This window comes from Zobellia galactanivorans (genome assembly GCF_000973105.1).
Lineage (GTDB): Bacteria > Bacteroidota > Bacteroidia > Flavobacteriales > Flavobacteriaceae > Zobellia > Zobellia galactanivorans.
Genome location: NC_015844.1, coordinates 2,862,377 through 2,876,134, shown reverse-complemented (window position 1 = coordinate 2,876,134; position 13,758 = coordinate 2,862,377). Strand labels below are relative to the sequence as shown.

11 protein-coding genes and 1 tRNA gene are annotated in these 13,758 nt (G+C 42.3%); all 12 read left to right on the top strand.

The window, feature by feature from the left end:
* Positions 1–12 precede the first annotated feature (12 nt).
* A complete protein-coding gene (locus ZOBGAL_RS11500; protein WP_013993782.1) occupies positions 13–1,593 on the top strand; it encodes a sulfatase family protein in 1,581 nt (526 codons plus the stop codon).
* Positions 1,594–1,610: 17 nt separating this feature from the next.
* Positions 1,611–3,524: a glycoside hydrolase family 97 protein gene (locus ZOBGAL_RS11495; RefSeq protein ID WP_013993781.1), complete on the top strand. Its 1,914-nt coding sequence runs from the start codon at positions 1,611–1,613 to the stop codon at positions 3,522–3,524.
* Positions 3,525–3,527: 3 nt separating this feature from the next.
* Entirely contained in the window at positions 3,528–5,135 is a 1,608-nt protein-coding gene (locus ZOBGAL_RS11490; protein WP_231854756.1) for a sulfatase, read from the top strand.
* Positions 5,136–5,156: 21 nt separating this feature from the next.
* Complete coding sequence (locus ZOBGAL_RS11485) at positions 5,157–6,419, top strand: DUF6786 family protein (RefSeq protein WP_013993779.1); 1,263 nt, start codon at positions 5,157–5,159, stop codon at positions 6,417–6,419.
* A 285-nt stretch (positions 6,420–6,704) separates the two neighbouring features.
* Positions 6,705–6,788, top strand: a tRNA-Leu gene (locus ZOBGAL_RS11480).
* Positions 6,789–7,324: 536 nt separating this feature from the next.
* Positions 7,325–8,524: a hypothetical protein gene (locus ZOBGAL_RS11475; RefSeq protein ID WP_013993777.1), complete on the top strand. Its 1,200-nt coding sequence runs from the start codon at positions 7,325–7,327 to the stop codon at positions 8,522–8,524.
* 198 nt (positions 8,525–8,722) lie between these two features.
* Positions 8,723–9,343, top strand: coding sequence for a hypothetical protein (locus ZOBGAL_RS11470; protein ID WP_013993776.1), 621 nt, complete (start codon positions 8,723–8,725; stop codon positions 9,341–9,343).
* 154 nt (positions 9,344–9,497) lie between these two features.
* A complete protein-coding gene (locus ZOBGAL_RS11465) occupies positions 9,498–9,869 on the top strand; it encodes a hypothetical protein (protein WP_013993775.1) in 372 nt (123 codons plus the stop codon).
* A gap of 827 nt (positions 9,870–10,696) precedes the next feature.
* Positions 10,697–10,888 carry a hypothetical protein gene (locus ZOBGAL_RS11460; protein WP_013993774.1) on the top strand — a complete coding sequence of 64 codons (192 nt, stop codon included), beginning with the start codon at positions 10,697–10,699 and terminating at the stop codon, positions 10,886–10,888.
* Between the two features lie 54 nt (positions 10,889–10,942).
* Positions 10,943–11,758, top strand: coding sequence for a pyrroline-5-carboxylate reductase (gene proC / locus ZOBGAL_RS11455; RefSeq protein WP_013993773.1), 816 nt, complete (start codon positions 10,943–10,945; stop codon positions 11,756–11,758).
* The gene (gene proB, locus ZOBGAL_RS11450; protein ID WP_013993772.1) at positions 11,751–12,536 is read left to right on the top strand and encodes a glutamate 5-kinase; all 786 of its coding nucleotides are present in this window, start codon (positions 11,751–11,753) and stop codon (positions 12,534–12,536) included. The genes proC and proB overlap by 8 nt, the downstream gene beginning before the upstream one ends.
* On the top strand, positions 12,537–13,736 hold the full coding sequence (locus ZOBGAL_RS11445; protein WP_013993771.1) for a glutamate-5-semialdehyde dehydrogenase: 1,200 nt from the start codon (positions 12,537–12,539) through the stop codon (positions 13,734–13,736). It begins immediately after the preceding gene.
* The last annotated feature ends 22 nt before the right edge of the window (positions 13,737–13,758 follow it).

Here is a 13,758-nt window from a genome sequence, read left to right as displayed (position 1 = left end):
CTAACAAAGAAGATGCTCACCAACAAACCTACCACCCTCCTACTCCTTTTATCCTATACGTTTCTAGCTTGCGGCCCCAGTTTCGGTCAAGATAAAAACCAAAAAGTCGACCGTCCTAATATCATATATATCCTTGCCGATGATTTGGGCTATGGCGATGTTAAAAGCTTTAATCCAAAAGGCAAAATCGCGACACCAAACCTCGACACCATGGCCGCCAATGGCATCAAGTTCACTGACGCACATACCTCATCCGCAGTGTGCTCCCCAACCCGATACGGCATTTTAACGGGGCGCTATAATTGGCGTAGCTCCCTAAAAAGTTTCGTTTTAAGCGGGTATTCAAAATCTTTGATCAAACAAGAGCGCACGACCGTGGCCGAAATGCTAAAAACCCAAGGTTATACCACCGCTTATATCGGAAAATGGCATCTTGGTTGGGATTGGGCGATCGAGGACGAAAATGCCAACTTAGAGCATGACAAACTGAATGTAAACCCAAAGGTTGATTTTTCCGTCCCTGTAAAAAATGGGCCTTCTACCCACGGCTTTGATTATTCGTTCGGATTCTGTGGTTCTTTGGATATGGCCCCATACGTCTATATCGAAAACGATAGGCCCACCATGGTGCCGACGAAAACCACTGTATCCGTAGACGACAAGGGGATTTGGAGAAAAGGACTTACTTCAGACGATTTTGTACATGCCACGGTACTACAAGATCTAACGGACAAAGCCGTAGGTTATATAGAGAAGAACGCAAAAGACAGCTCGCCTTTCTTTTTATACTTCCCCTTACCTGCCCCACACACCCCAATTCTACCGACCACTGAATTTTTAGGTAAAAGCAATACCAATATGTACGGAGATTTTGTAATGCAAGTAGATGATGTGGTACGCCAAATACGGGAAACCCTAAAAAGTCAAGGCATTTCAGAAAACACGCTATTGGTATTTACCAGTGATAACGGGTGTTCGCCAAAAGCCGACTTTAAAGAGCTTGAAAAGGTTGACCATGACCCCAGTTATGTTTTTAGGGGAACCAAAGCGGATATCTTTGAAGGCGGACACCGCGTACCCTTTATCGTAGAATGGCCAAGCAAAGGGTTGAAGAACGCAAGTTCCGACAAGCTTATCTGCACGACGGACTTCTTTGCGACCTGCGCAGAGCTAACCGGCTACGAAATTCCGGATACGGAAGCGGAAGATAGCTACAGCATGCTTTCTTTGATCAAAGGCACTAAGGATAAAGACATTCGTGAATATATAGTCCACCACTCCATTAATGGGTCTTTTGCCATTCGACAAGGTGACTGGAAACTGAGTGTTTGCCCAGGCTCTGGTGGTTGGAGCTATCCTAGACCGCAGGATATAGAAAAAGAGAAGCTTGATTTACCCGATATGCAGTTATACAATTTAAAAGACGATATCGGTGAAACCAAAAACCGGATCGAGGACAATCCTAAAAAAGCCAAAGAGCTAAAAAAAGCCCTTAAAAAAATAATATTGGACGGGCGGAGTACCCCTGGCGTAAAGCAGAAGAACGATGGCATGGAGGGCTGGAAGCAAATTGAAGGAATCGTAACCAAGTAACGCTTTAAGTCCTATCTATGAAAAACAAAAAATGGCTTATAATTGGTTGGATCTTCTTCGTTGCAAGCCTATCAAAGGCATGTAAAGTGCCTTCCCATACTTATATCCTAAAATCCCCGGACCAATCGATTGAACTCACACTTGCCCATACCGATGGTATTTTAAGTTATTCTATCTTCCAAAATGGACAACAAACACTTGAAAATTCAGCGTTGTCGATTTTTCCGAATACAAAAGTAAAAGTAACGGACACCAAGATTACTTCCTTCTCTAATACCTGGAGTCCGGTTTGGGGGCAGTTCAGTAAAATTCAAGACACGTATAACGAGCTAGAGGTGTCCCTAGATTATGAAGGTGTTCCGGCTACCCTATATATTCGTGCCTATGATGGCGGCAGTGCCTTCCGTTTTATGACCGATAAATATCCTATAGCTAAAAAACCTGCCTTTTACATGGAATATGGACTCTCCGCTTCCGACAAAATCTATATGCCGGCCGGGGAAAGTATGCCGATTGGCCCTATTGTTTTGAGTGATTTGGAGCGAATGGATTCTATTCCTTACCGCTGGAAAGTACCTTTGGTAATAGAGACCGATCAAAGCAAATACATATCGCTTCTCGAATCAGATTTGGTAAGCGCTCCCGGTTTTTCCGTAATCGATTTTGAATACGATAAGAAAAAAGGGAAACTCATTTCCAATAACGAATTTACTTCCGAAGGAAGCAAACTGACAACCCCTTGGCGCTTGGTTCTCATAGAAGAAAACATAGGTGACTTGCTCACCAACACCATTCCACAAAATGTAGCCGCACCACTGGCGCTCGAAGATACTTCATGGATCAAGCCCGGAAAAACGGTATGGGATTGGCGTGTGCACGGATATACCGCAGCAGATGGATTTACTTACGGAATAGACACGGAAAGCTACTTACGGTTTATCGATTTTGCCGCAGAGAACGGTATTGAATATTTCATGATCGATGATGCTTGGTATACCGATGTTTCCAAAGGACAAATTGAAATGTCAGACAAACTCGATTTGCAAAAGGTAATGGACTATGCAAAAGAGAAAGGAGTGTCCGTATTGTTGTATTATGACAGACGCCAAGGAGATTACGGAGATGCCGCACTTTTCCCGTATTATCAAGAATTGGGCGCCAAAGGAATTAAATACGGCTTTATGGGAAGCAATGTTTCCTTTACAAGGGAGGCCATTAAAAAAAGTGCAGAAAGTGAACTTTTAATCGACTTTCACGATAGTCCGGTGCCGTTTACCGGGGTTACCCGAACCTACCCGAATGCCATTACAAGGGAATATTGCCACGCCCAACAAGACTCTAGACGGGCCTTCACCCCACAAGCCTTTATTCGCATGGCATTGATAAACGCCTTGCAAGGCCCCTTGGATATGAACAATGGTGTATTCGATATCACCGGAGTCAATACTGGGGAAAGGGAAAAAGGCCCGAAAGCCAAAAATCTAAATACCACGGTCACTGCGGAAGCAGCCAGAACCTTGATTATTTTTAGCGGGCTTGTGTGCATTCCAGATGCCCCGGAAGCCTACACCGAAAAAAGCGACCTGTTTGAATTTATTAAGGAAATGCCCATAGGACAATGGGACGAGACCAAAATACTCCACGCCAAAATGGATGCTTACATCTCTACGGCAAGACGACATAACGCGTCTTGGTTTATCGGTTCTGTTTATAATGAACCAGGAGGCGAGTTACCTATTGTCTTGGATTTTCTGGAAGCTGGAAAGGCGTATGATATTACCTATTATGAAGATACCGATGCGACTCACTTTAAGACCAAGCCGGAAGCCTATCAGGTACGAAGGGGAAGCGTAAAAAAAGGAGATGTTATCAATGCAAAAATAGCACCCGGCGGTGGGCATTGTATGTGGATCAGACCAAGTAAGAAGTAAAAAATGACAATGAGAACAAGTACCATAAATAGTATTTTAGCTTGCCTTGGCACAGCGTGTTTAGTTTCCTGTGGAAACCAAAAACAAAGCCTTGTACCAAATAAAAAACCGAATATCCTTTTTATTGTGGTCGACGATTTGGGCTATACCGATTTGAGCGTTATGGGAAGCCCCTTTTACGAAACCCCCAATATTGATAGTCTGGCAAGGTCGGGTACTATTTTCACCAATGGGTATGCCACCTGCGCCGTTTGTAGTCCATCCCGGGCGAGTTTGTTGAACGGACAGTTTACGGCAAGACACGGGCTCACCCAATACGAAGGGGCCAAATCAGGACAGGCTTGGAAAGAGCTCAACCGACATACCAAATTGCTGCCTCCGGAATACAAACATCACTTACACCGAGAAGATGTTATTCTGCCCGAAGTTTTAAAGGATAATGGATACACCACTTTTTTCGCGGGAAAATGGCACTTAGGAAGCAAAGCGGACCACTCCTTGCCCACAGACCATGGGTTTGACATCAACCAAGGCGGGTATGAGAAAGGCGGCCCCTATAGCGGAGGCTATTTCTCCCCTTTCAACAATCCGCAAATGATGGACTATCCCGAGGAAAAAGGGATGTCGCTTTCTATGAAGCTCGCAAAGGAAACCTCAACGTTTATTAGGGAACAAAAAGACTCAACATTTCTAGCCTATCTCTCATTTTACGCCGTTCACTCCCCTATACAGACCACACAGGCCAAATGGAAAAAGTACAGGGACAAGGCCGAACGTATGGGCATTGCCGAAACAGGTTTTGAAATGGAACGGGTATTACCGGCCAGAAAATACCAAGACAATCCCGTATATGCAGGTTTGATAGAGCAAGTAGATGAGGCCGTTGGCAGTGTTCTACAAACTTTAAGGGACCTCGACCTCGACAAAAACACCATAGTGGTCTTTACTTCCGATAATGGAGGAGTTACCTCGGGGGATAATTTTTCTACCAATCAACTCGATCTTCGCGGGGGTAAAGGCTATCAATGGGAAGGCGGATTGCGCGTGCCCTATTTTATCTATGTGCCGTGGATGTCACAAAAAGGAACCCACAACCAGGTACCCGTTTCCGGTGCCGACCTATTCCCCACCCTTCTAGATTTAGCCGATATTCCCCTTCAGCCCGAACACCACGCAGATGGGGTAAGCCTTGAGCCACTGCTAAAAGGAGGGCGCATTGCCGAAAGACCTTTGTATTGGCACTATCCGCATTACGGCAATCAAGGAGGGGAGCCCGTTTCCATCATGCGAAAGGGAAGCTGGAAAATCATTCATTATTGGGAAGACGGCCACACGGAACTTTATGATTTAGATACGGATTTGGGAGAAACCAAGGACCGCTCGACTGAAAAGGAAATCCTGACACTTGAAATGAAAGAAGAGCTCTTGGCCTGGCTGGAAGCTATGCAAACCGAATATGCCGAAGAAGACGCTTCATGGAACGAAACCGCATGGAAACAAAAGCTGGAAAACAATAGAAATATTTTGATGCCACGATTGGAAAAACAACGCGAAAAGATGTTATCTCCAGATTGGCAGCCCAATACAAATTGGTGGGGAAGCCAACTATAATAAAAACTCAACATAATAAACATGAACACAACTATCAGCCACCCGTACCTCATACCCCTGCTCCTTATCATGGCCATGACCGCCTGTAAATCGGAGAAAAAAGAAACCCAAGTCCCCAAAGCCGTAGATACCCTAACCTTTACCCCTTACGAGAATGATTTAAGCTTTATGAAAACCTATACCCCGATAATAGAACTATCGGATCCATCGGGCAAGTCCAAAGTCGCCCTAGCCCCTAATCTACAAGGTCGAGTAATGACCAGTAGTTCATCAGGACCAAACGGACGAAGTTATGGATGGATCAATAGGGAACTTTTTGAATCACAAGACACCCTAGAGCACATCAATGCCTTTGGTGGAGAAGAACGTTTTTGGCTAGGCCCCGAAGGCGGGCAATATTCACTGTTTTTTAAGGAAGGAAATGAGTTCAACTTAGAAAACTGGCAAACTCCAAGGCTTATAGACTTAGAACCTTTCGATATAAAGAGCAGTGCCCCGAACAAGGTGGTATTTACCAAAAACGCCGCGTTGACCAATTACTCAGGATTTCAATTCGACTTGGGCATTGAACGTGAAATAACACTTTTATCCCCAGAAGAAATACAGAAAGAACTTGGTATAGGTACATTGGGGGAAACTAGGGCCGTGGCCTATAAAACCACAAATACCGTAACCAACACCGGAAAAGAGGACTGGAAAAAAGATTCCGGACTGGTATCGATATGGCTCTTGGGCATGTTCAACCCTTCTCCTAAAACAACCATTGTCATACCCTATATCTCGGGTAATGAAGACCGATTGGGCGCAGTCGTAAACGATACCTACTTTGGCAAAGTCCCACCAGAACGATTGGTTGTTCGAGAAAATGTTCTCTATTTTAGCGGTGACGGACAGTATCGGAGCAAGATAGGCCTACCTCCCCTTCGCGCAAAAAACATAGCGGGCTCTTATGATACGGAACACAAAATACTGACCATTTTAAAGTACAACAAACCCGAGGGCATAAGCGATTACGTAAATTCGATGTGGGAAATACAGGAAGAACCCTACTCGGGAGATGTAATCAATTCCTATAATGACGGCGCCCCTGCTCCCGGCAAAAAGCCCCTCGGCCCTTTTTACGAACTGGAAACCTCCTCCCCTGCCTTGGCACTAAAGGCCGGTGAGAGCGGAACGCATATCCAACACACCTTTCATATTGAAGGGAATGAAAATAGCTTGGCGCCCATAATAAAGCAAGTATTCGGAGTAACCATAGATGACATCAAAAAGGCCTTTAACTAAACCTATGGCAAGAAATCAAAAATCAAATCGCACAAAGTGGCCAAAAAAAAGTACGCTTTATCCTATCAGTCTTTTTATGATAGCCCTATTCGCTTTATCAAGCTGTAAGCAAACCAGTGAAAAAGCGATCAAAAAACAAGAAACCGATGCCCCCCTTAAATTGGTCCGGTTTACCTACCAAGAGGTCAAGGGTCCGAATCACGTTTTTCGCTTTCACCTGTCTTTTGCTCGACATTATAAACGCTGCTTGTCGGCGTTTTTTTGTTAAAGACTTTACCAATAGCGGCTCGAGTGGTGGAATTGGTAGACACGTTGGACTTAAAATCCAATGGACATTAGTCCGTACGGGTTCAAGTCCCGTCTCGAGTACTTAAACCCTTGTTAATCTTCTGATTTTCAAGGTTTTTTTGTTTTATCCTTACCGACTTCTTACCGACAATTGGGTTTTTAGCGATATATTCTTTAAAATTTACAACCCTCCAAGACCTTATCACTAAAATCTAATCAATAATTAGGGATTTTATAAAAACACTCTTCCCGATGTACGCCACCCCTTTATTCTTTGTAATATTCCAAAAAGAACATTGCTTCTCATGTAGCAAAGCCAAAACCCAAGAGATTAGTAATCATACCCACTTAGAATAATCATTTTGTTTAACACTATATGAAAATGAAAAATTTAGAAGTGTTTGAAATATATCAGTTAAATTAACTGAGGATTTAAACCACGATATTACGGTATTACACCACATTCTTCACGGCAATTATTGTTCATGAAGAGATAACTGTTTTTTTACGTAATACAACATAATAAAGACATATGTTTGTAAGATTAAACAACATTTCTAATCAAAAAAAAGGTCGAATTATGTCAAAAAAAAACATTTTTTTTATCGTTTGTATCTATGGTAGTACTATTCTCCTGTTCCAAGGAAGAAGCATCGATTACTAACGGAAATGTTGCCGTTCTGGATACAAGTATTGAAAGTAGAACTATGGGTTTGGCCGTCAATGAGTTTACTGATACTAAACAAATCACAGCCTATGCCGAGTTAGCTAAAGAAGTTCTTTTAATGGCAAGAACTTCAGATTTCAGAAGTTATGTTTACGAAAATGCACATGAGCTTAGCGAAGCAGGTGATGACTATTTGGTCTATGTAGATGATATGACTAAAAAATTATCTACCTCTTCCAAGTTCGGTAAATCAACATCTAATATTAAAACCCTGTCGGCTAAAATTAAATCGTTTGACGAAAGTGAAATTCCCATGATATTTTACCCAAGAGCTGAAACCTTGGAAGATTTAGCCCTATCCAATAAGGGTTTTGACGTTGCTAAGAGTATGAACGAACCGATTGTTGTGCTAAAAGGGGCCCACAATGCCGACTACTCGGCCCCGGGTTATAAGCTTAATGATGAAGGAGAGCTGGAATATGCGTTTGATGTTAACGAAGAATATGCATGGGAAAATGATGTTTATGTTATTGGTGCTGCTGAATACCTCCCCGAACTTGATAATATTGGAGAAGATCTAATCGATACTAAAGCTGTGCCGCCGTTCACTACAGGAAAGAATGGTACCTCACTTACGGCAAAATCCAAATTCCGTAGGGTAAACGGCGAGGCAGAGCATGGAGCATGGATTCAAGTTACCGACTTGAACGGAATCGAGTCATGGTTCTCGGGTAAGCTTGAATTTAGGCAAGTTGTAGCTGGCACACAGGGAGCTGCTGGCACAATAGTAGCGGAGACCAGTTTTGGAAGAGTTAAGCGGAAGTATTTTAAGGATGATAAGTGGACAAAATTTAATGCGTCATTCCTGTTTAATTGGAACTTAAATAACCTAGGCGATTATAATGTGGAAAAATGGATAGAAGAGGATGGTGGCTCTACAGCTGAGATCTCAATTTCCATACCGGGTAGCGCTTATAAACCCGCTACTAGCACAACTCCTGCTCAACCTGCATTTCCGGGTACAACCGTTAAAGTCTCTTCTAAAAGAGAGGATGATGACTTAGGTTCCAGAATTGTTCAGTTCTCAGATAATCGGTACAAACGATACGATCTTGGAAAGATGAAATTTATCAGGTATGAAGGAAACTAAATGATAATTAAAAGTGTGTGGGTTAACCCACACACTTTTAAATTTTAATTCTTTGTAAATTCCAGAAGGTTGTCCCATACCTTTTATGGAATAGAGTATAATTTTATTATGGATAAAGAATACCTTTAGCCACTTTACCGCATTAAGTACGGAACCAAATCTGTCAGCTCAAAAGCTGATGATAATCTGTAAATAATTATGAGGATATATTTAATTTTAATTCTTTTTCTAGCTCCACAATTCATTCTTCACGGACAGAACGAGCCAAAATCTTACTTGGAGTTTTCATTTGGACTCAGTATACATGGAACAGGCGATATTCCTGGGTATCATTTCGGTACCAACTATGGTAAGAATTTTTCAAATAAATTTTATTGGCAATTGGGTTTCGAAGGTACTCTGAACGATTCTCCCTACACTCCACTTTTTTATGAACTATCGGATGGCGAAAGGGTTGATGCTACATTGCATACGGTTACTTCCGGTTTTCAGCTTGTCACAGGTATTAGATATAATTTTATACAAACAACCAATCAGCGATTCGGTCTTTCTATTCTACCCTTATTTCGATATCAGGCTACCTCGCTTATGGACTTGGATTCAATCCTGTACCCAGCAGGGACAGACCTTCCATATCCCGTTCGCAGTAGTATTAGGTTCTCTCCCGCTAGAACTTTTGCAGTAGGAGCGTCACTTCGCCTAAACTATAATTTTCAGATTGGAGATAGTTTTTATCTAGGTCTTTTGGGGGCCGTTCAATTTGATTCCAATAGTGATACCATTCCCCATTTTGGCTTAGTCTTAGGCAAAAGGCTTTAGTCACAGATTCCAATAGAGCACACTCCCCAGTTAATATTGCACAGGCATTGTAATCTTTCAAATAATTCTTAACAACTTAGAGTTCTTATCCATTTGTTGTAATCAATAGCTTAAAAAATAAAAATTCCATTCGCATTATTTAGAGTAATAATCTATGAAAGCAAAATATTTCGCATTAGTATTTTTAAGTGTTAGTATCCTAAATTCATGTAAAAAAGAGGAGGATGAAATCTTAGTCCTTGAAGGGGCTTGGAGCGGACAATATGCTGGTAATGTCGATAGTGGGAATTGGTCAATTCAAATTGATGCGAACAAAACTGCAATTGGAACATTTACTTCTATCCAATCCTCAAATTCATATCAGGTAATTGGCGTTGTTTCCGAAAATGGAGTTTCAAACGCTACAATCGGAACATCTGAAGTAGTTGGAGATTTCAATGGAAATTTAGCAAACGAAATTGGGTCTGGACTTTGGACTAATAATAAAGAGGAAGATAGTGGTAGTTGGACCGGAATAAAGTTATAAACATAGACTCAAAATTTTTCGCACCTGAAAATAGGAGCAACTTTATGCAGATGGAGATTACTCAGACAGAATAAAGATTTTACTATGAGGCTTGCTTACTCGGATGTGTCGCTACTGATTTGTATTTTTTCAAAAAATATATTTGTTCACGGATAGGGGGGATGAAATCCGCAAATATTCATTTACGAGAGTACTATATGAAAAATGATATAGTGGCCTAAACCCATAATCCTACTATTGTTATAAATTTACAAATATTGTACTGCCCATACAATAGTTATTAACAGTCCTAACTTTTAGCTCAGCGCATGAATACAGTCCTATAGGAAGACGTTATGCGAATTTCGACTTATTTACAACTATTGACCAATCCACCGTATCCTTTGACTAGGTGTTAATAACAATTATTTCCATTATACAGCATACAATATTTTACTATCGTAAATTTACAATAGCCTTCTCTGTTTATTTCGCCCAAAGCTCTCCTCACTTTGGAAATAGATCAAAACTTATTCTTCCAATCGTTGATTCATCAGAATGAAACTGCATGATTAAAAAACGATAGCAACCTTACCATCATAATTGTAAGATTGTTTCCTACAAAACAAAAGCCCCTAAAAGTTTTATATTTTTTCAAAACTACCGTATTTATTAAAACTTCAAGATTAGCATTGTCATGTGTTTTCCTGTAAAACAACTACACATATATTGAAATAACCTACATTTTAAGTAAGATAAAAATCTATTTAGACTACAATAACAAAATCTTAACATTTCATATTTGTAATAGCTATTCATTATGATATGTTACAAGCTAAATACATTTTATGAGGTTATTATATATCAAAAGAAAAACAAGAACAGAAAAACACTACAGTGAAAAAATGGGGGCCCTGACCACAAGGGTAACTTCTATCAAACGCTACTTTTTGGGGCTGCCCATCAGCACCCTGCAGAAATACCGTAAAACCTATTACGGAAAAATAAAGAACTACGACGACTGTCAACTCTTTATCTAAATACAACCACAAGACTTTACTTAGAAATTCACAAGAACTCCTTAAAACAAATTCATGAAAGTACTAGTAATCGGAGCCGGAAATATGGGATTGACCTATGCTGAAGGCATGTCTAAATCTAAATTGCTCAAAAAAAAGAACATTATGGTGCTAGACAGTTCCGAAGAGAAACTGAAAGAGCTAAATGAAATGGCGCATTTCGATGCCTTTAAAAAGTTGGAAGAATGTGTGCCCCAAGCAGACATCATCTTTATTGCGGTAAAGCCCTACCACGCCAACGCCTTGTTCGAGACCATTAAACCTTTGGTCCATTCCGACCAAATCTTGATTTCCATTATGGCCGGCGTTACCATTGATGCCATAAAAACACATACCGGCCTGAACAAGATCGTTCGCGCCATGCCCAACTTACCGGCCAAAGTCGGCAAGGGACTCACCTCTTACACCTCTTCAAAGGAGGTGTCAAGAATAGAGCTTTTGACCGTGGAAAGCCTACTCGACACCACAGGAAAGTCCATTAGGGTACGCGACGAGAACTTTATAGACGCCTCTACGGGCATATCGGGCAGTGGCCCGGCCTATGTCTTCTATTTTATGCAAAGCATGATGGAGGCCGCCCTACAAATGGGCTTTTCGAAAGAAGTATCGAGTGTTTTGGTGAGCGAGACCTTTACTGGCGCCGTTGAGCTCTTCAACCAGAACAACCTTAGCCCTAATTCTTGGATGGACCGTGTGGCCAGTAAGGGAGGTACCACACAGGCGGCCCTAGACTCGATGGACGACAACAATGTCAGCGAACTGATCAAGGAAGCGGCTTTTGCAGCTTTTGAGCGCGCAGTGGAATTAGGCAAAGAGGAGAACTATGCATAAGGAACTCATCGTTATAAAGGTCGGCACCAACGTAATGACCAATAAAGACAATCGTATCGTACGCCCCGTACTCCGCCGGTTGGTAGAACAGATTGCCGAGCTCTATGAGCGTGGCATCATCACCATTTTGGTCTCTTCAGGTTCGGTAATCGCGGGCAAGGAAGTATTGGGCAATTCAAGTATTGAAAACGATACCCAGAGAAGACAGGTATATTCGGCCATCGGTCAACCCCGAATGATGCGCCTTTACTATAATATTTTTCATGATTACGGTATGAAATGTGCCCAAGTACTGCCCACCAAACGCGATTTTAGTCCGGGCGTACACCGCCAGAACATGATCAAGTGTTGTGAAGGCCTGTTAGCCGAAGGGGTCATTCCCATAGCCAATGAAGACGATGCGGTATCCGTTACCATGTCTATGTTTTCAGATAACGACGAGTTGGCCAGTTTGATCGCACAATTGATGAATGCGGATAAGTTGATCATCCTCACCGATATTGACGGACTTTACACTGGCCATCCGAATGCCGAAGACAGTGACCTTATTCCACATGTAGGACCGGAAGACAATTTTGAAGCCTATATCAAAGACAGTAACAAGGCTGCCGGTGAAGGCAGGGGCGGTATGGGCTCAAAACTAGACTATGCCCAGCAGGCCGCCGCCAAAAGCATACCCACCTATATCGCCAACGGAAAAAAAGACCGTACGATAATCGATATTATAGACGGAAAAAACGTGGGGACCCGAGTGGCCCTCGAAAAACAGGAAGTATAAATGAAACTGATTACAACGGATATAAAGAACAAGGTACTGGATTCCATGGTCCGCATTTTGGACAAAAACCGAACGGAACTACTGGAAGCCAACAAGAGAGACCTGGAACTTTTCAATAAAAACGACCAAGCCCTCTATGAGCGGCTGATCGTAGACGACAAGAAAATAGAAGAAATGATCGCGGCGGTACAAAAGGTACGTTCGCAAGAGGATCCCGTAGGAAGGGATATTTCTGGGGAAGAATTACCGAACGGCTTAAAAGTGACCAACAAAACAGCGCCTTTTGGCACTATAATGATCATTTACGAATCACGCCCCGACGTTACGATCGAAGCGGCCGTACTAGCCTTCAAAGCGAACAATAAAATTCTTTTAAAGGGTGGTAAGGAAGCGCTTCACAGCAATACCGTACTTGTCGATTTTTGGCATCGTGCCCTGAAGGAAAACAACCTTTCGACCGATTACATTCAACTATTGAACCTCAACCGCGAAGAAACCCGGGCCTTCTTGAAAAATCCAAACCAAAAGCTCGACCTGATCGTCCCAAGGGGAGGTGAACGGTTGATCGCTTTTGTAAAGGAACACGCCAGCTGTGCCGTATTGGTAAGTGGAAGGGGCAATAATTTTTTGTATGTCGATGAGCAGGCCGACTGGGAAATGAGCCTACAGGTCATATTAAATGCTAAAACCGCCAAGATATCGGCGTGTAATGCCTTGGACAAAATCCTTATCCACACCAATATTGAAGATTTTTCGCGAAAAATGATGGACTTGGCACACGTACTAAAAGAAAACGGGGTAAGCCTTTTGGTCGATGAAGGCGCGCAAAAAGTATTGAAGGACGAAGCTTTAATCCCCGAAACATCGGTTTGGAAAGAAGAGTTTTTAGCCCTGAAATGTTGCATCGGCACCGTAGAAAAAACCGAGGATGCCATTGAAACCATCAATGAACACTCCGGAGGACATTCAGCGACCATCATGACACAGAACAAGGAAACCGCCCTACGGTTTATGGAGCAGGTAGATTGTGCAGCCGTCTACCAAAATGCCTCTACCCGTTTTACCGATGGCGGACAAATGGGAGTTGGCGCAGAATTGGCCATTAGCACCGATAAATTGCACCATCGCGGCCCATTGGGGCTCAAGCAGTTGGTAACCAATAAATACTATGTCTTTGGCGAAGGACAAATAAGGGAATAAAAAAAGGGAGCGATTTGATCGC